Here is an 18972-nt window from a genome sequence, read left to right as displayed (position 1 = left end):
TTATCGTCTAAAAATGCTTAAATCTATAGTTACAGAAAAAATATTAGAATAAAGCGCTGCACTTTGATCGCCCAAATCAGTTAAGGCATAGTCTACGGCAATTCCTCGGTATTTAAAACCTAATCCAATATTGGGCTGAAAACCAATTTTTTTAGTATTGTCTATTTGGGTTATTTTTTGAAAATTTCCTACACCTGTTCTTAAAAAAACCAAATCGTTGTAACCAAATTCAAAACCCAAAGCAGGGTCTATACTTAATTTTTGAGAAGAAATGATATCGTTGGTTCGGGTAAATTGCATATTCAAATTGGCGGCAGCTAGCAATGAATAATCGGCATGAAATTCATATTTTTTAGACAGACCAATTTGTGCTTTAGGCAAAGTAATTTCGGTGCTTTCTGGAAGTTCTGAGTTTTGACCTGCCACAGCATTTTTTATGGTATTAAATTCTTCTTCATTTATATTCCATACATTGTATGTTGTGGTAATATCGCGCAACATAACTCCAAAATGCCAATCGTTTTTTTCAAATTGTAGCCCTGCGTCAAAGCCAAAGCCCCAAGAATTGGCAAATTTTCCTATAATGCGTCTTATGACTTTTGCATTAACTCCATATTGCCAACCAGGCACTTTTAGTCTTTTAGCATACGAAAAAGTTATGCCATAATCGGCAGTAGAAAACTTACTAATACGATTGTAATCTACATTTCCTTGACTATCAATAAGCAATGTAGTGTTTAAAATGTCATCTACACCAAAACGAATGATAGACATTCCCCAAGCGCTTTCATCATCTATAGGTTTAGCATAAGCAGCATAGTCATATTGTGCGATATTGGCAAAATAGTTTGCGTGCATCAAACCTGCTTGAGCATCTTGTAAATCCACCAAACCAGCAGGATTCCAATAGCCCGAGTGCACATCTTTACTATGCGATACCATAGCACTAGACATGGCTAGAGCGCGAGCATCTACACCAATGTTCATAAACTCATTGGAATATTTTCTCACACTTTGAGCCATTGTGATACAGCAAGATATCAAAAACAATAAGGTTATTTTTCTCAAAATAAAATTTTTACAAATATCATATAAAATTCTCTATAAAAAAACGCATACAACTACAAGTTATTGTACTACATTTGTGTTTTCAACGCTTATTCTATACTAAAATTGTATTGCGAATAACTTTATTAAGAGCTATAAAATAAGATAATTGAAATGCTAAATAGATAAATAAAAATTATATAGTATGAATATTAAAAAGCATATACCCAATATACTTACATTATTAAACCTTTTTTGTGGATGTATTGCGTTGGTTTTTTTAACAAAAGGAAATTTTGAAGCCGCATTTTATTCAGTTTGCTTAGGTATATTTTTCGATTTTTTTGATGGATTTTTTGCCCGAAAGTTTAATGTTTCTGGGCCATTGGGTGTACAACTCGACTCGCTTGCCGATATGGTTACAAGCGGTGTAGTGCCGGGGTTTATGATGTATGGAGTGTTGTCAAATCCATATGTTTTAGGAAACTCATATTGGTCTTATGCGGGTTTTGCAATAACTGTTGGGTCTTGCTATCGATTGGCAAATTTTAATATAGACACAAGACAAACCGATAGTTTTATAGGGTTGCCTACCCCAGCAAATAGCTTATTTTTTATGAGTTTGCCCTTTGTTTTTGAAAAGTTTAAAGAGTCGATTTTTTCAGAAACATTTTTTAATTCATATGTTTTAATAGCATTATGTTTTCTTAGTGCTTATGTTATGAATGCCGAAATACCTTTGTTTTCATTAAAAATTAAGCAATTTAGCTTTGCAAAATATAAACTTCAGATAAGTTTTTTACTTTTATCTTTGGTGTTACTTTTGTTGTTGAAAGTGGTTGCAGTACCAATTATTATTGTGCTTTATGTAGTGCTTTCGGTAGTCAATAATATGATGAATTCTAAAAAACTGCATGGCTAAAACCATAAGAAAAAAAACTATTAGAAAAAATACAAAAAGCAAAAGAAAACCATTTCCATACGGTAAATGGCTTTCGGGATTATTTATTATACTTTTTTGTTACACAATCTATCACTATCGAGATGCTTTGTTATATTATTTTAGTTTTAAAACCGATAAAGTTTTAAAGCAAGACAAAGCTACACAAGCTAGAATATTTCAAATACTACAAGAAAATCCAGACAGAGTGGTCGGTTTTGACGTGTCTGAATATCAAGGAGATATTGATTGGGAGATTGTAGACTCTGTAGAAGGAAGAAAACTACGTTTTGTATTTATACGATCAACGTGCGGGAATGATAAGTTAGATGCACGATTTAGATACAATTGGAAAAAAGCCAAAGAAAATCATTTTATACGAGGGGCTTATCATTATTACAGGCCTAATGAAAATTCTATAGAGCAAGCCAACAATTTTATCAAGTTTGTTAAATTGCAATCGGGCGATTTACCTCCCGTGGTAGATATAGAGCAAATGCCCGAAACACAATCTATGGATAGTTTAAAGGTGGGGTTAAAACGATTTTGCACTAAAATAGAAAAACATTTTGGCACAAAACCTATTATTTATTCTGGGCAAAAATATTATGAAGACTTTTTAAAAGAAGAGTTTTCGGGCTATGTTTTTTGGGTTGCCAATTATAATTTTTTTGTAGAAACCATTCAAGATGATTGGACTTTTTGGCAGTTTACAGAAAAAGCGGTTATACGCGGAGTTTCTAGTAAAGTTGATATAAATATTTACAATGGTACTCCTTTAATGCTAAATTATTTAAAAATAAAATAAAATAGTTTACCTTTGTTTAATTAATTGTAACAATTGATGAACAAAATAAAAACACGTTTTAGTATTAAAGATCTCGAAAACCTATCAGGTATTAAGGCTCATACTATTCGTATTTGGGAAAAAAGGTATGCTATTTTTAATCCAGAACGTTCGCAGTCAAATATTAGAAATTATTCTGTAGAAGAACTTCAAAAGCTTTTAAATATTTCTTTTTTAAATAATTACGGATATAAAATTTCGAGAATAGCAGACTTATCAGAAAAAGAATTGCAGCAATTAGTAAAGCAAGTATATTCAGAAAAAACAAATTCGAGCTATGCCATAAATATTCTTAAAATAGCGATGCTGAATTTTGATTCCAAATTGTTTCAAGATACGTATCTAGAGCTTTCCAAAACTCAATCTTTTGAAATTATTTTTATAAAAACTTTTATTCCGTTTTTGTTTGAAATAGGTCTTTTATGGCAAACAGCGTCTATAAAGCCAGTTCATGAGCATTTTATAAGCCAACTTATTTACCAAAAAATAGTTGAAAAAACGAGTCAGTTGCAAATAGATAACAATTTGACTAACAATAATGAAGAAATAGTTGTGCTGTTTTTGCCAGACAATGAGGTACACGAAATTTCATTGCTCTTTGTAAACTATTCTTTACTTAAGTTAGGTTATAAAACCATTTATTTGGGTACAAATATTCCTTTTGATGATTTGCAAGAAATTACCCGTTTTTATCATCATGTGCATTTTGTGTCGCATTTTACAGTAGAACCCAATGCAGAAGAAATTAATGATTATTTAAAAAATTTTCAAGAAATAATAGCGGCAGATAATGATAATATAGTATTGCATGTTACTGGAAATCAAACACAATTTATAAATCAAACATTAAAATCAGTAAAAATTTATCCATCATTTGACCAACTTGTAGAAGCATTTTAGTAGTGTAGAGAATAGTATTTCCGTTAATTTCTTACTAAAAATTTTTTGTTGTTTAATATTTGTTTAAATTTGTTAAACAAAATAGCATTATGAAAAAGAAAATTTCGGTTATTGGTTCTGGTTTTTCATCATTGGCAGCTTCTTGTTACTTAGCAAAAGCAGGATATGATGTAACCATATACGAAAAAAACCACACAATAGGTGGTAGAGCACGTCAATTGCACAAAGAAGGCTTTACTTTTGATATTGGACCTACATGGTATTGGATGCCCGATGTTTTTGAGCGCTTTTTCAACGATTTTGGTACTTCTTCCAAAAATTTTTACCAACTCGAAAAACTTTCTCCAGCTTATAAAGTTTATTTTGGAAACAATGATACCATTACTATCGACGATAATTTACAGGCTATTTGTAATACTTTTGAAAATATTGAAAAAGGAAGCGGCGCAAAACTCAAACGGTTTATTGAGTCGGCGCAATCAAATTACGATATTGCAATAAAAGATTTGGTTTATCGACCTGGAGATTCTATTTTAGAACTTATTACTCCTCAAACGGCTCTCAAAGTAAATCAGTTTTTTTCTACCATTACAAAAGATGTAAAAAGTACTTTTAAAGATGGAAGATTGCAACAAATACTGGAGTTTCCTGTTCTTTTTTTAGGAGCAAAACCTTCCAATACACCTTCTTTTTACAATTTTATGAACTATGCCGATTTTGGTTTAGGTACTTGGCATCCCGTAGGCGGAATGTATAAAGTTGTAGAAGCTATGCATCAACTTGCTGTATCGTTGGGTGTTAAAATAAAAACCAACAGTAATGTAGAACAAATTATTACCAACGGCAACGTTGCAAAAGGTATTCTTGTTAATGGTGAAAGCATAGAAAGTGATTTTGTGTTAAGCGGTGCCGATTACCATTTTACAGAAACTTTATTGCCCAATACGTTAAGACAATATTCTGAGAAGTATTGGAAATCGAGAGTTTTTGCACCTTCATCATTATTGTTTTATGTTGCATTTGATAAAAAAATAGACAATGTAGAGCATCATTCATTGTTTTTTGATGTGCCTTTTGATAAGCATGCCGAAGAAATTTACGATACTAAAAATTGGCCAGAAGCACCATTGTTTTATGCTAGTTTTCCTTCAAAAACAGATCATTCGTTTGCTCCTCAAGGCAAAGAAGCGGCTATTTTTTTAATTCCCATAGCAATTGATTTGGAAGACACACCACAATTGCGAGAGAAATATTTTGATATGATTATTTCTCGATTAGAAAAAATAACACAGCAAAGTGTCAAAAATAGTATTATCTTTAAAGAATCATTTTGTGTGAACGATTTTAAAGAAGAGTACAATTCGTATGGAGGTAATGCCTATGGATTGGCAAATATTTTAACACAGACTGCTTTTTTACGCCCAAAAATAAAAAGTAAAAAAGTACACAATTTATTTTTTACAGGTCAGCTTACTGTGCCTGGACCTGGGGTGCCTCCGTCATTAATATCGGGAAAAATTGTTAGTGAAAAAATAATTAAAGAGACAAAACTATGAAATCGTTATTCGACAAATCTTCGCTAGAATGCTGTAAAACAATTACTAAATTGTACAGCACATCATTTTCTTTGGCTATTCAATTATTAGCACCAAAAATTAGAAAAGATATATATACCATTTATGGATTTGTGCGTTGCGCAGATGAGATCGTAGATACATTTGACGATTTTGATCAAGAGTTATTGCTCACAGAATTTGAGCTAGAATACCACAAAGCATTAGAAAGAAAAATAAGTTTAAATCCGGTATTAAACGCTTTTCAAGAAGTTGTGCATCGTTTTGAAATGCAAGATTTGGTTGTGCCGTTTTTAAAAAGTATGCGTATGGATTTGCACAAAAAAAATTACCTTACAAAAGCTGAATATGAAGCATATATTTACGGATCGGCCGATGTAGTAGGGCTTATGTGTTTAATGGTTTTTGTAGATGGCGATAAGCAGAAGTATAATGAATTGAAAGATAGTGCTATGCGTTTGGGTTCTGCTTTTCAAAAAGTGAATTTTTTACGAGATTTACAACATGATTACGAGTCGCTAGGCAGAGTTTATTTTCCTGGAGTAGATTTAAAAAACCTTTCGCAAGCTGAAAAACACAAAATAATTCTAGAGATAGAAGACGATTTTAATGCCGCTTTATTAGGTATAAAAAAATTACCCAAAGAGGCTAAGTTTGGCGTATATACCGCTTATAAATATTACAAAAGTTTGTTAGAAAAAATTAAACAAACACAACCCGAAGAAATTTTAAGTAAAAGAATACGGGTTCACGATTGGAAAAAATTATTCATCATTGGTAAATCGTATGTGAAATACCAACTAAATTATATGTTATAATGACTACATTATATTTTATACTAATTACCCTTGGTACATTTTTAATTATGGAAATGGTTACTTGGCTTACGCACAAATATGTTATGCACGGATTTTTGTGGTATTTACACGAAGATCACCATCAGCCCAAATACAAAGGTTTGTTTGAAAAAAACGATGCTTTTTTTGTGATTTTTGCGATACCAAGTATACTTTTATTTTATTTTGGAGTAAATCCAGAGCTCAATTATAAGTTTTTTGTAGGATTAGGTATTTTACTTTACGGTCTTGCATATTTTGTAGTGCATGATATTATTATTCATCAGCGTGTAAAATGGTTTACTCGAAGTAAAAACAAGTACATAAGTGGTTTACGACGCGGGCACAAAGTGCATCACAAACATTTGGGTAAAGAAGAAGGAGAATGTTTTGGAATGCTATTAGTACCCAAAAAATATTTTTTTTAAATGGATACTCATTATTTGTATTTAGCCATTAATATAGGTAGCGTTTTTGTTCCGTTTTTGGCTAGTTTTTACCCTAAACATGCTTTTTACAAACATTGGAAAAGCTATTTTATAGCCAATAGTATTGTGGCTTTGTTTTTTATAGTTTGGGATATGCTTTTTACCCATATAGGAGTATGGGGATTTAACTATAAGTATTTGCTAGGTATAAAAATATACAATCTTCCTATAGAAGAAATTATGTTTTTCTTTTTTATACCCTATTCAAGTGCATTTATATGGTATTCTATGCTTTATTTAGTAAAAAAATGTCCGTTGGAAAATTATCATAAAGCTATTACAACATTTTTATTAGGTTTTAGTTTTGTTGTAGCAATTATTAATTATGAAAGGTTTTATACGTTTTATACTTCTTTGTTTTTCTTTATTTTTCTTGCCGTGATATATTGGAAAAAAGTAAATATGGGGTATATTTATTTTGGGTACATTATTACGTTACTCCCGTTTTTAATTGTAAATGGAATATTAACGGGGAGCTGGATAGATGAGCCCGTAGTTTGGTATAATAACAACGAAAATTTAGGGAAAAGAATAGCAACTATTCCTGTTGAAGATGCATTTTATGGTTTTGTAATGGTAGCTGCTACTATCGTTTTATTTCAAAGCATTGAAAAAAAGCCATTGTTAGCCCGCTAAGCTAATAGTAAAAAGAACAAGTCCAAAAAACAATACAGCGCCCACAAAAAACCAATAAGATTTTGAGTGGGCAAAATTTAATGTAAAGCCTAAATTTGGATTTTTCTTATCTACAAACAAACGATTATCTTGTTTGTTGTAGTAAAACATACCCATTTTCCAGTTGGTTGCATCATTACGCCACGCATTGATTTGTTCTGATGTTGGGCTTTTATCCATACTATTAAAATATTAATGACCTTGATTTAGAGTTTCTTTTGGAGCATTAAAATCTATTTTTTTTCTGCGAAGTTCAAAGTTTTGTCCCAAATATACTTTTCTAACCATTTCATCGCTCGCCAATTCTTCGGGTTTACCAGCTTTAAGTATGCCACCTTCAAACATAAGATAGGTTTTATCTGTAATTGCTAGAGTTTCTTGTACATTATGGTCTGTAATTAAGATGCCAATATTTTTATTTTTTAGTTGAGCTACAATTCTCTGAATATCTTCTACAGCTACAGGGTCTACACCAGCAAAAGGCTCATCAAGTAAAATAAATTTCGGATCTGCGGCAAGTGCACGCGCAATTTCTGTACGTCTGCGTTCTCCTCCCGAAAGTAAATCGCCTCTATTGGTGCGAATGTGTTGTAAACCAAATTCATCGAGTAAAGCTTCCATTTTTTTGTGTTGCTCTTCTTCAGATAGGTTGGTTAATTGCAAAACACTTAATATGTTTTCTTCTACAGTTAATTTTCTAAAAACAGATGCTTCTTGAGCCAAATAGCCTATCCCATTTTGCGCTCTTTTATACATAGGATAATCGGTAATATTTAAATCATCTAAATAAATTGTACCAGAATTGGGTTTTACTAAGCCTACAATCATGTAAAAAGAAGTCGTTTTACCAGCGCCATTTGGTCCTAATAGCCCAACAATTTCTCCTTGATTCACCTCTACAGAAATGCCTTTTACTACGTTTCTTTTTTTGTATGTTTTGATAAGATTGTCTGCTCTTAATTTCATATGTTTAAATTTTATTTTTTAGCGGTAACATATTGTATCGCCTTTTTAATCATTGGTGTTTGCTTGCGCAAACTTCTTGTTAATAGCGATTTCATAAGTAGATATTCATTTGTTTGTTGAAAATCATATAGAATTGCTTGTTTATACAAACTTCTTTTTAAAGGCAATTTTATACTATTATTTTAAAAATTTGAATAAAAAAACATCTATCATTCATTCAAAAAGCTAATAATTTTTTGTAAAAATAGAAAAATATATAATTGTGAAATATTTATTGTGCATTGATTAACAATAATAGGGATAAAAGTATATTTATCTAGTTATTTTCTAAAGCTTCCCAAAACTGGTAAGCTCTTCTTAAATGTGGTATAACAATAGTGCCTCCCACAAGCGTTGCAATTCCCATGGCTTCCATCATTTCTTCTTTGGTTACACCGTTTTTATACGAAGTTTCCAAATGGTATTTAATACAGTCATCACATCGAAGTACTGTAGAAGCAACAAGCCCTAATAGTTCTTTTGTTTTAACATTTAAGGCTCCTTCTTGATAGGCATTGGTGTCTAGATTAAATATTCTTTTTACTAATAAATTATTATCTGCCAATAATTTATCATTCATTTTAGATCGATATACATTAAATTCTTCTACCAAATTATCCATTTTGTTCTTGTTTTTTTGTTACATAAGCAGAAATAAAAATGCTCAATTCATATACCATAAGCATAGGTATCGTTACAATAACTTGGCTTACCACGTCGGGTGGCGTAACTATTGCTGCAATAATTAATACACCAACTATAGCATGACGACGATATTTTCTTAAAAATGTGGGGTTTACTAAACCAAGTTTAGATAAAAAATACATAATAATAGGTAATTCAAAAAACAAACCGCTTGCTATAACCGAAGTTTTTATCATACCTATATAAGAATCTATATTAATATCGTTTTTAACAACATCACTTATTTTAAATGTTGCTAAGAAATTAACAGACATCGGAATAATAACAAAATATCCAAATAGTATTCCTATAAAAAATAAAAAAGAAGAAACGCCTATAAACAATTTTGCGTTTTTACGCTCTTTTTCATACAAAGCCGGACTTATAAAGGTCCAAAATTGATATAGTACATAAGGGAAAGCCAAAATAAAGCCCGCTAATATTAATGTCCAAATAAAAATATTTACTTGACCCTCCATTTCTGTATTTTGTATTGTAAAAGGCAAATCTTCAATGCAAATACTGTCTTTAAATCCAACATAATGAGAAGCTTCGCAAAAAAAACGATACGTAACAAAATCGGTTCGTGTAGGGCCAAATATTAATGTATCGAAAATAAAATCGCTAAAAAAGTAAGCTACAAAAGCCATAATCACTATAGCAATTGAGCTTTTTACCAATACCCATCTTAAATCATTTAAATGATCCAAGAAAGACATATCTTTATATTCTTTTTGAGTCATTATAAAATTCCCTCCTTTAAAATATCGTGTAAATGAAGCACACCTTTGTACTCATGATTATCTAGTACAATAAGTTGTGTAATAGAAAAATCTTCTAGAATATTGAGAGCTTCACTAACTAGGGTTTCTGAAGAAATTGTTTTCGGATTTTTAGTCATAATTTCCTCTACGGTAAGTCCCGAAATATTTTCGGTTTTGTTGAGCATTCTTCGAATATCGCCATCGGTAACAATGCCTACCAATTTGTTTTGATTAAGTACAGCGGTAACACCGAGTCTTTTTTCAGAAATTTCTACAATAGCATCTTTCACGCTACTGCCAGATTCTACCATAGGTTTATGCGTTTGGTCGAGTACATCGCCTACTCTTAATAGTAATTTTTTACCCAATGCACCACCAGGGTGGTATTTTGCAAAATCTTCGGCAGAAAAACTACGCAGTTCCATAAGGCATACTGCTAGCGCATCTCCCATAACCAATTGAGCAGTGGTGCTGTTGGTAGGAGCTAAATTGTTTCGGCACGATTCTTTATCTACCCAAGTGTTGAGTACAAAATGTGATTCTTTTGCTAAAAATGACGATGTATTACCTGTCATTCCTATTAAAATATTGTTGTATCTTTTTAGTAATGGAGCTAAAACTTTTATCTCTGGGCTGTTTCCACTTTTTGAAATACAAATTACAACATCATTAGGTTGAACCATACCCAAATCACCATGAATAGCTTCTGAAGCATGTAAAAATAGGGCAGGTGTGCCTGTAGAATTGAATGTGGCAACAATTTTTTGTGCAATTATGGCACTTTTTCCAATTCCAGAAACAACTACTCGACCTCTACATTCGGCAAGTGTTTCTACTACTTTTACAAAGGTATCGTCAATAAAGTCAATAAGTTTCGCTATAGATTTACTTTCTGAAACTAAAGTATCTTTTGCTGCTTGAATAATTTTTTCTTGTGTTGTCAAAACCGAAATGGAATAAAAATTTGTTTTTTTAAAAAAAGTCGTATCTTTATGTTGTGCAAATTTATGTAAAAATACTATTAGTAAAGAATGAATTCAAACGAAATTGATTTACACAAAGAACTAAAAAAATATTTTGGTTTCAGTCAGTTTAAAGGATTGCAAGAACAAGTTGTAAAAAGCATTACCCAAAAGAAAAATACTTTCGTGATAATGCCTACAGGAGGCGGTAAATCATTATGTTATCAATTGCCAGCTCTTATACAAAAAGGCACCGCTATAGTGGTATCGCCACTTATTGCTTTAATGAAAAACCAAGTTGATGCTATTCGTAGTTTGTCTTCAGAAAGTGGTATTGCACATGTTTTAAACTCTTCGTTAAATAAAACCGAAATCAATCAGGTAAAAAAAGATATCACATCGGGAATAACAAAGCTTTTGTATGTTGCTCCAGAATCACTTACCAAAGAAGAGTATGTAGAGTTTTTAAAAGGTGTAACAATTTCTTTTGTAGCCATAGACGAAGCGCATTGTATCTCAGAATGGGGGCATGATTTTCGTCCAGAGTATCGAAATTTAAGAAGTATCATTAAGCAACTAGGCGATGTGCCTATTATAGGGCTTACTGCTACAGCAACCCCAAAAGTGCAAGAAGATATTCTTAAAAACCTAGATATGAGTGATGCAGCGGTTTTTAAGGCTTCGTTTAATAGGCCAAACTTGTTTTACGAAGTACGCACCAAAACCAAAAATGTAGAAGCCGATATTATCAGGTTTATAAAGCAGAAAAAAGGAAAATCGGGTATAGTATATTGTTTAAGCCGTAAAAAAGTAGAAGAAATTGCAGAAGTATTGCAAGTAAATGGTATTTCAGCAGTGCCTTACCACGCAGGCTTAGATGCCAAAACGAGAGCCAAACATCAAGATATGTTTCTTATGGAAGATGTAGAAGTTGTTGTAGCAACTATTGCATTTGGTATGGGAATAGATAAACCCGACGTAAGATTTGTAATACATCACGATATTCCAAAATCTTTAGAAAGTTATTATCAAGAAACAGGTAGAGCAGGGCGCGACGGAGGTGAAGGGCATTGTTTAGCTTATTATTCTTATAAAGATGTAGAAAAGCTTGAAAAATTTATGTCTGGTAAACCCGTTGCCGAACAAGATATTGGGTTTGCCTTATTGCAAGAAGTAGTGGCTTATGCAGAAACTTCTATGTCTCGAAGAAAATTCTTATTGCATTACTTTGGAGAAGAATTTGACGGTGAAACAGGAGAAGGAGCCGATATGGATGATAATGTTCGCAATCCAAAAGTAAAAGTAGAAGCACAAGATAACGTAAAAAAAGTACTAGAAATAGTTCGAGACACCAAGCATATCTATAAATCTAAAGAAATAGTGTATACACTTATTGGTCGAGTAAACGCCGCTATAAAAGCGCATCGTACAGATAGCCAACCTTACTTTGGTATAGGTAAAGACCATGACGAAAGGTATTGGATGGCACTCATTAGACAAGTACTTGTAGATGGACTTTTGCATAAAGATATTGAAACCTACGGAATTTTAAAAATATCTAATAAAGGACTGGATTTTATACAAAATCCTACTTCGTTTATGATGTCTGAAGATCATGAATATAGTGAAGAAGAAGATGAATCAATCATTACAGCCTCCAAAAATACTGGAATTGCCGATGAAGCTTTGATGACCATGTTGAAAGACTTACGAAAAAAAGTAGCCAAAAAATTGGGTGTTCCTCCATTTGTAGTTTTTCAAGATCCTTCGCTCGAAGATATGGCTTTAAAATACCCAATTTCGCTCGAAGAATTGAGCAATGTACATGGAGTAGGAGAAGGGAAAGCAAAGAAGTATGGAAAAGATTTTGTAGAATTAATAGCTCGCTATGTACAAGATAACGACATTATTCGTCCTGATGATTTGGTCGTAAAATCTACAGGAGCTAACTCTTCAAACAAGTTATACATTATACAAAATATAGACAGAAAATTATCTTTACACGATATTGCTTCAGCCAAAGGGCTTACCATGGACGCATTATTGAAAGAGATGGAGCAAATTGTGTATTCTGGCACTAAGCTTAACATAAGCTATTGGGTTGATGAAATTCTAGACGAAGATCAGCAAGAAGAAATTCATGAGTATTTTATGGATTCTGAAACAGATAAAATTGAAGATGCTCTTAAAGAATTTGATGGAGATTATGATATTGAAGAACTACGACTTATGAGAATTAAATTTATTAGCGAAGTAGCCAATTAATAGAGTTCTAAACCACAAATAATTCTGCTCTATGTGGCTTTAGTTCATCGCGAACTTTTAATAAATGCACATCTGTAACCACCAAAAAGGCTATTGTGTGCATTTCATTTTTTATTTCAAAATCAATTATAGAAATAGGAAGTTTTTCTAAAGTAACATATTCTTTTAAATGCACAACATGATGCTTGGCAATTTGCAAGCTATCGGCTCCTCTAAAATCCCAAATAATTTTGATTTGTCTCATGCTCTAGTGCTTTTTAGAATGCAAATGTAATTTTTATGTATTTGATAAAAAAATGTAGTTAATAGAGTTAGAATAAATATTGTAGACAGTTCCATTTTTTCTTATTTTTTTATTAAAACTTTTTAATAGAGAATAAATAATTGTAATTTCACGGGCTAAATAATATTTCATGAATAATTTTGACTGGAAACAACTTTTTAATCCAGAGTTTTATATATTACTAGAGTTTGGAGGAATAAAAATAGGGCTTTATGTAGTTTTATTTATTGTATTTGCCGAAACAGGTTTGTTGGCAGGTTTTTTTCTGCCAGGAGATAGTTTACTTTTTTTAAGCGGAATATATAGCGAAACACTTGTTAAAGAATTTTCTACAGGAAACGATTTTCTTAATGTTACTTTGTTGTCTGCCATGGTATCTTTAATGGGTATTATTGGTAACTCTTTTGGCTACTGGTTTGGTAAAAAAAGTGGAAATTATTTATTTAAGAAGCAAGATAATTTCTTTTTTAAGAAAAAATATTTATATCAATCAAAAGACTTTTTTGACAAATACGGAAGCAAAGCAGTAGTATTTGCACGTTTTTTGCCCATAGTAAGAACTTTTGCACCTGTAGTAGCAGGTATTGCTGAAATGGATAAAAAGCGTTTCTTTTTTTATAATGTATTAGGTTCGGTATTGTGGTCGTTTTCAATGATATTTTCTGGACACTACTTGTATGAATTTTTCTTAAAAAGTTTAGGTATCGACCTAAAACATTATATAGAATATATCGTAATAGGTATTATTGCTATTACAACTTTTCCGGTACTTTATAAATTTTTGAAGAAAAGAACAAACTAGTTTTGGTAAAAAAAGAACATTAGTATACTAATTTCTTTTGTTGTGTATTTTGATTTTTGTCATGTTTTCTAGATAAAGGTCGAGCTAACTTTATGGTACTTAAATAATAATACCTGAGTTATGAAAAACAATGTTCCAATTTCGACCATAATGACAAAAAATGTTATCAAACTTAATTTGTCAGACGATTTAACCAAAGCAGAATCACTTTTTAAAAAATATCATATACGTCATATACCAGTTGTGTCTGGCAACAAAATTGTAGGCATGCTAAGTTATACCGATTTGTTGCGTATTTCCTTTGCAGATGCATTAGATGACGATGAAAACGAAATAGATGTAACCGTTTACAATATGTTTACAGTAGAACAAGTAATGGCTAGAAAATTAGTGAAAGTTTCGCCAGAAACATCTATTAAAGATGTAGCAGAAATATTGTCAGCAAAAGAATTTCACGCTTTGCCTGTAGTACAAGACGAAATTTTGGTAGGTATTGTAACAACTACAGATTTAATTAAATATTTATTACAACAATATTATTAATAGCAACTTTTTTTAAGTTCGTGTATCGTTTCTAAAGGATTTATAGAATTAAAAACAAAGCTACCTGCAACCAAAGAATCTGCTCCAGCTTCAACAAGTTTTTTAGCGTTGTTGCTTGTAACTCCACCGTCAATTTCAATAAGAGTTGATGCGTTTTTTTTGCGGATTAAATCTTTTAATTTCTCTACTTTAGCATACGTGTTTTCTATAAACGATTGACCTCCAAAACCAGGATTTACGCTCATAATTAACACTAAATCTATATCATTAATAATTTCTTCCAAAACAGACACAGACGTATGAGGGTTTAAGGCTACTCCCGCTTTCATACCTTCGGCTTTTATGGCTTGAATTGTTCTATGTAAATGCGTACATGCTTCGTAATGAACAGTAAGTATATTAGCTCCCAATAAGGCAAAGTTTTTAATATATCTATCGGGTTCTACAATCATTAAATGTACATCGATAATCTTTTTTGTATGTTTGGTTATTGCTTCCAAAACAGGCATTCCAAACGAAATATTGGGCACAAATACGCCGTCCATAATATCGATATGAAACCAATCGGCTTCAGAATTGTTAATCATTTCAATATCGCGTTGTAAATTGGCAAAATCTGCAGCAAGAATTGATGGCGCAATAAGTGTGTTTTTCATTTTGTAGTTTGTGTTGTATTTAAGATTTCAAAATTCGTTGTCCAACATTGAATATTCAACCTTATTGTTGTTTTGCAAATGTACAATATTTAAAACATTTCAACATTCAAAATTCCAAGTTGAATATTCAAAATTTTTGGAATTCAACAATGAATAACGAACAACGAATAATGAATTTTGAAGTTGTTTTAAAAATAAAACTCTGGTAATCAGATGGAGTTTCAATCATCAATATTTAAAACATTTCAAAATTCAAAATTCCAAGTTGAATACTCAAAATTTTTGGAATTTAACAATGAATAACGAACAACGAATAATGAATTTTGAAGTTGTTTTAAAAATAAAACTCCGGTAATCAGCCGGAGTTTCAATCATCAATCAAAAAACGAACAGTTTTGAAACTGTTGTTGCGTTTATAGGATTATCCTAAATATGTTTTCAAGATTTTACTTCTAGAAGTATGTTTTAATCTACGAATAGCTTTTTCTTTAATTTGGCGTACACGCTCACGAGTTAAGTCAAAAGTTTCTCCAATTTCTTCCAAAGTCATTGGGTGTTGGTCGCCTAAACCAAAATATAAGCGCACTACATCGGCTTCTCTTGGAGTTAAGGTTTCTAATGAACGCTCAATTTCTGTACGTAACGATTCGTGAATTAATTCTCTATCAGGATTTGGTGATTCCCCAGAACGTAAAACGTCGTATAAGTTAGAATCTTCACCTTCTACAAGAGGTGCGTCCATAGATAAATGACGACCAGAGTTTTTCATTGACTCTTTTACATCATTTACAGTCATATCCAATTCTTTAGCAATTTCTTCAGCACTTGGTGGACGCTCGTTAGATTGCTCTAACAAAGCATACATTTTATTAATTTTATTGATAGAACCAATTTTGTTTAAAGGCAAACGCACAATACGAGATTGTTCTGCTAGTGCTTGAAGAATCGATTGACGAATCCACCAAACGGCATACGAAATGAATTTAAAACCACGAGTTTCATCAAAACGTTGTGCAGCTTTAATCAAACCTAAGTTTCCTTCGTTAATTAAATCGGGAAGTGTAAGTCCTTGATTTTGATACTGTTTTGCTACCGAAACCACAAAACGCAAATTAGCCTTAGTTAATTTTTCCAAAGCGCGTTGGTCTCCAGCTTTTATACGTTGCGCCAATTCTACTTCTTCATCGGCAGTAATCAAATCCACTTTACCAATTTCTTGTAGGTATTTGTCTAAAGATGCGGTTTCACGATTGGTAACCTGTTTGGTGATTTTGAGCTGTCTCATGTATTTTTCTCCTTTACTTTAAAGTGTTCGAGTTGTTATACGTTGGGTGTTACAAAAAAGTTACAAAAAAAATTAAAAATCTATTGAAAAATGATTATTAATCCGTTGTATATAGTATTCTATTTTTTGATGCGCTTTGTTAAAAAACATTTTTCGGTCTTTAGTTCCCGACAGATTTAGGGATTTGGAATTCTTTAATTGATCTGCAAAATAGACAGCGGCATTTTTTGTGGTATATAAATCGCTGGTAATAAAATAGCCAAGCATAGTATATGGAACAAATAATTTACTAATTTGTTGGTTTTTTATTAGTACATTGTTATTTAGAATTAAGAGTTCGTTATAATATAGATGGTAATTTTTGGAGTTTTTACTGCATTTATCTTCTATTTCTTGAAGAATATTTTTAATATCCTCATATAGTAAAATGGCATTTTCTTGAGTTACTAATCCTGCTTCAAAAAAGTAAAATATTTGTTGAATACTACTGTTTATAGTAGTATCATTCCATATTTCATGTATAGAAACATCTTGATAGATTGATTGAAGTTCCAATGTGTATTGAAATAAATTTTGGTTTAAATGAAATTTTTCAAAAGGAGTAATGCTTTCTTTTCCTAATAATAAATTCAACCAAACATAGAGTTTGAATTTTGACAATAAACTACCGCCTATAGTGTAAAATAACGGAATGTCTTTGGCAGAATAATACAAAGTAGCATCTGTATTTTTAAATTCTTGTAAATAACTTACAGAATCTTTAAAGTATAATATTAAATCATCTATAGATTTTACCTCTTTTGTTTGGCTAAAAACAACATTGTTTTTGTTTCCAAACATACTATCCATTGATATTTTATAAAAATTGCATAAGCACACTGTTTCTTCTATAGAGAATTTACTTTTCAAGGAAACCCTTCTGTGTGAAGCATCGTAGCTGATGTCTAATACAGATGCTATTGCATCAATTAAAGAAGTATCTGAAGGTATTATATCTCTAATGGTTTTTAAAAGTAATTCTTGTGTATTCATTATTTTGCGATTATCACAAATATATAAAAAATTATAATTATTTATCGCTAATAAAATTGTGTTAATCACAATAATTTTGATTCGTAATTTTAAACCATAAATTATGAAAAAAATTAATAAAGAATGTTTTGAGTTTTTTCGAGAAAAAGATTTAAAACATTATTCAAAAATTGTAAATCAATACTTTAAAAGAAGTAGTCGGTTTGTGTTTGTTCTTTTTTTAACATCATGTAGTGTTCAAAATTTAATAAACAAAGAGGAGTTTAAAAAAATTCCAAAAACAGCCCAATTTCAGTTTTATGATAAATTGGATACCCTTGAAACACCATGTAATGATAAGGTTTATACTAGAAGTTTTATGAAAACTTTATCAAACAATACAACTATTAATTATTCAAAACCTATTGAGGCTCATATAGTAGAAAATCAATTGTATATAAAATTTTATGATAATCAAAATAAGTTTCATGTTTTAAATTTTTTCGGAAAAAGACAAGGCAAGAGGTTTATATTCTATATTAATTATGAAACAATATCATTTCCGTTTTTGTTCATTAGCAAAGAAATGACAAAATTTACCATTCAAATCCCAAATAACAGTTCAATTTTGTTTCAAATGAATTCTACAAATGAAGGAGCAGTACTTTTATTTGGAGCAGGAAATTCATATGGCGAAGAATATATTTTTAAAACAATAAATCATGATTAGAATTAAGCTATTTTTTATATTATTGGTATTCAAGCTACAAGCGCAAGATACCATTGTTTTTCCAAAGGTAGATGTTTTTAAAAGAAACATTCTTGAAGTAAGTTTTGGCAAACCTTTAGGCAATTTGGAAAATAAGTACGAGAGTTCTATTACGACTGCATTTTTTATGCGAACCAAAATAGCTAAACGCCAATTTGTTGATTTTGGTTTAGAATTAAGTGCTATTGCTAAAGGAAAAGATATACCCTACGATTTTGAGAATCAAAAAATTGAGCTAGATGGTAGCAAGTCGGCATTGTTTTTAGGATTCCGCTACACCCGATTTTTAGTTCAATCTAGAAATGAAAATTTTCATATTGAAACCAACACAGGTTTAGGTTGGAAGTACTTACATTATTCAAAACCAAAAGATGAAATTTATAGCGAAATAGACTTAAACCCAACATTGCACACTATTGGGGTTAGCCAAGGGTTTAAAGTCGTTTATCATGGTTTTGGTGTTTTGTGTAGCTATCAATATGCTCCTTACGATTTGTTTACTTCTAAAGTTGAGAAAAACTTTGGAGGTTCATCTATTCACTATGGTATTTCAGGTAGTTGGAATTTTTAATAGCGATACAAAAAAAGAGGCTGCTTACATTTTGTAGACAGCCTCTTTAAGTTATTTAATACTTG

Annotated in this window: 22 protein-coding genes; 12 read left to right on the top strand and 10 right to left on the bottom strand. The window is 31.2% G+C overall.

Annotated features, from left to right (window positions below; translation table 11 throughout):
• Entirely contained in the window at positions 1-1068 is a 1068-nt protein-coding gene (locus Q361_RS03750) for a putative type IX sorting system protein PorV2 (protein WP_449403977.1), read from the bottom strand.
• A gap of 184 nt (positions 1069-1252) precedes the next feature.
• On the opposite strand from Q361_RS03750, the gene Q361_RS03745 reads away from it, so the two are divergent.
• The 7 genes from Q361_RS03745 to Q361_RS03715 all read left to right on the top strand — a co-directional run bounded on the left by Q361_RS03745 (position 1253) and on the right by Q361_RS03715 (position 7268).
• Positions 1253-1969, top strand: a complete 717-nt coding sequence (locus Q361_RS03745; RefSeq protein ID WP_103725383.1) for a CDP-alcohol phosphatidyltransferase family protein — start codon at positions 1253-1255, stop codon at positions 1967-1969.
• Positions 1962-2795: a GH25 family lysozyme gene (locus Q361_RS03740; RefSeq protein WP_103725382.1), complete on the top strand. Its 834-nt coding sequence runs from the start codon at positions 1962-1964 to the stop codon at positions 2793-2795. The genes Q361_RS03745 and Q361_RS03740 overlap by 8 nt, the downstream gene beginning before the upstream one ends.
• 36 nt (positions 2796-2831) lie before the next feature.
• Positions 2832-3734 carry a MerR family transcriptional regulator gene (locus tag Q361_RS03735; protein WP_103725381.1) on the top strand — a complete coding sequence of 301 codons (903 nt, stop codon included), beginning with the start codon at positions 2832-2834 and terminating at the stop codon, positions 3732-3734.
• A gap of 89 nt (positions 3735-3823) precedes the next feature.
• The gene (locus Q361_RS03730; protein ID WP_103725380.1) at positions 3824-5290 is read left to right on the top strand and encodes a phytoene desaturase family protein; all 1467 of its coding nucleotides are present in this window, start codon (positions 3824-3826) and stop codon (positions 5288-5290) included.
• Positions 5287-6126 carry a phytoene/squalene synthase family protein gene (locus Q361_RS03725; protein ID WP_103725379.1) on the top strand — a complete coding sequence of 280 codons (840 nt, stop codon included), beginning with the start codon at positions 5287-5289 and terminating at the stop codon, positions 6124-6126. The genes Q361_RS03730 and Q361_RS03725 overlap by 4 nt, the downstream gene beginning before the upstream one ends.
• Entirely contained in the window at positions 6126-6572 is a 447-nt protein-coding gene (locus tag Q361_RS03720; protein ID WP_103725378.1) for a sterol desaturase family protein, read from the top strand. The genes Q361_RS03725 and Q361_RS03720 overlap by 1 nt, the downstream gene beginning before the upstream one ends.
• Positions 6573-7268: a lycopene cyclase domain-containing protein gene (locus Q361_RS03715; protein WP_103725377.1), complete on the top strand. Its 696-nt coding sequence runs from the start codon at positions 6573-6575 to the stop codon at positions 7266-7268.
• Here the strand turns inward: Q361_RS03715 and Q361_RS03710 are convergent.
• From Q361_RS03710 to Q361_RS03690, 5 genes are all read right to left on the bottom strand, one after another.
• Positions 7257-7487, bottom strand: a complete 231-nt coding sequence (locus Q361_RS03710; RefSeq protein ID WP_103725376.1) for a DUF5808 domain-containing protein — start codon at positions 7485-7487, stop codon at positions 7257-7259. The two genes, Q361_RS03715 and Q361_RS03710, sit on opposite strands and share 12 nt — an antisense overlap.
• Before the next feature lie 12 nt (positions 7488-7499).
• On the bottom strand, positions 7500-8273 hold the full coding sequence (gene lptB, locus Q361_RS03705) for an LPS export ABC transporter ATP-binding protein (RefSeq protein ID WP_103725375.1): 774 nt from the start codon (positions 8271-8273) through the stop codon (positions 7500-7502).
• Positions 8274-8589: 316 nt separating this feature from the next.
• Positions 8590-8934: a carboxymuconolactone decarboxylase family protein gene (locus Q361_RS03700; RefSeq protein ID WP_103725374.1), complete on the bottom strand. Its 345-nt coding sequence runs from the start codon at positions 8932-8934 to the stop codon at positions 8590-8592.
• Positions 8927-9739 (bottom strand): twin-arginine translocase subunit TatC, encoded by an 813-nt coding sequence (gene tatC / locus Q361_RS03695; protein ID WP_103725373.1) that lies wholly within the window; start codon positions 9737-9739, stop codon positions 8927-8929. The genes Q361_RS03700 and tatC overlap by 8 nt, the downstream gene beginning before the upstream one ends.
• Positions 9739-10704: a KpsF/GutQ family sugar-phosphate isomerase gene (locus Q361_RS03690; RefSeq protein WP_103725372.1), complete on the bottom strand. Its 966-nt coding sequence runs from the start codon at positions 10702-10704 to the stop codon at positions 9739-9741. The genes tatC and Q361_RS03690 overlap by 1 nt, the downstream gene beginning before the upstream one ends.
• 87 nt (positions 10705-10791) lie before the next feature.
• Here Q361_RS03690 and recQ point away from each other — a divergent pair, with 87 nt between their 5' ends.
• The gene (gene recQ / locus Q361_RS03685) at positions 10792-12987 is read left to right on the top strand and encodes a DNA helicase RecQ (RefSeq protein ID WP_103725371.1); all 2196 of its coding nucleotides are present in this window, start codon (positions 10792-10794) and stop codon (positions 12985-12987) included.
• 7 nt (positions 12988-12994) lie between these two features.
• Here recQ and Q361_RS03680 read toward each other — a convergent pair whose 3' ends face one another.
• Positions 12995-13231, bottom strand: coding sequence for a hypothetical protein (locus tag Q361_RS03680; protein WP_103725370.1), 237 nt, complete (start codon positions 13229-13231; stop codon positions 12995-12997).
• Between the two features lie 169 nt (positions 13232-13400).
• Between Q361_RS03680 and Q361_RS03675 the strand changes: the two genes are divergently transcribed.
• Positions 13401-14072 (top strand): DedA family protein, encoded by a 672-nt coding sequence (locus Q361_RS03675; protein WP_103725369.1) that lies wholly within the window; start codon positions 13401-13403, stop codon positions 14070-14072.
• A 120-nt stretch (positions 14073-14192) separates the two neighbouring features.
• Positions 14193-14615, top strand: coding sequence for a CBS domain-containing protein (locus Q361_RS03670; RefSeq protein ID WP_103725368.1), 423 nt, complete (start codon positions 14193-14195; stop codon positions 14613-14615).
• Here Q361_RS03670 and rpe read toward each other — a convergent pair.
• The 3 genes from rpe to Q361_RS03655 form a co-directional block, all read right to left on the bottom strand.
• Positions 14612-15271, bottom strand: a complete 660-nt coding sequence (gene rpe, locus Q361_RS03665) for a ribulose-phosphate 3-epimerase (protein ID WP_103725367.1) — start codon at positions 15269-15271, stop codon at positions 14612-14614. The two genes, Q361_RS03670 and rpe, sit on opposite strands and share 4 nt — an antisense overlap.
• Before the next feature lie 421 nt (positions 15272-15692).
• Complete coding sequence (locus Q361_RS03660; protein ID WP_007804760.1) at positions 15693-16556, bottom strand: sigma-70 family RNA polymerase sigma factor; 864 nt, start codon at positions 16554-16556, stop codon at positions 15693-15695.
• 72 nt (positions 16557-16628) lie between these two features.
• Positions 16629-17588 (bottom strand): hypothetical protein, encoded by a 960-nt coding sequence (locus Q361_RS03655; protein WP_103725366.1) that lies wholly within the window; start codon positions 17586-17588, stop codon positions 16629-16631.
• 103 nt (positions 17589-17691) lie between these two features.
• Here Q361_RS03655 and Q361_RS03650 point away from each other — a divergent pair, with 103 nt between their 5' ends.
• Positions 17692-18297, top strand: coding sequence for a hypothetical protein (locus Q361_RS03650; protein WP_103725365.1), 606 nt, complete (start codon positions 17692-17694; stop codon positions 18295-18297).
• A complete protein-coding gene (locus tag Q361_RS03645) occupies positions 18290-18907 on the top strand; it encodes a hypothetical protein (protein WP_103725364.1) in 618 nt (205 codons plus the stop codon). The genes Q361_RS03650 and Q361_RS03645 overlap by 8 nt, the downstream gene beginning before the upstream one ends.
• The last annotated feature ends 65 nt before the right edge of the window (positions 18908-18972 follow it).

The organism is Flavobacterium croceum DSM 17960 (genome assembly GCF_002917885.1).
Classification (GTDB): Bacteria; Bacteroidota; Bacteroidia; order Flavobacteriales; family Flavobacteriaceae; genus Flavobacterium; species Flavobacterium croceum.
Note: the sequence above shows the minus strand (reverse complement) of the source record. Positions and strands in the feature narration are given on the sequence as shown.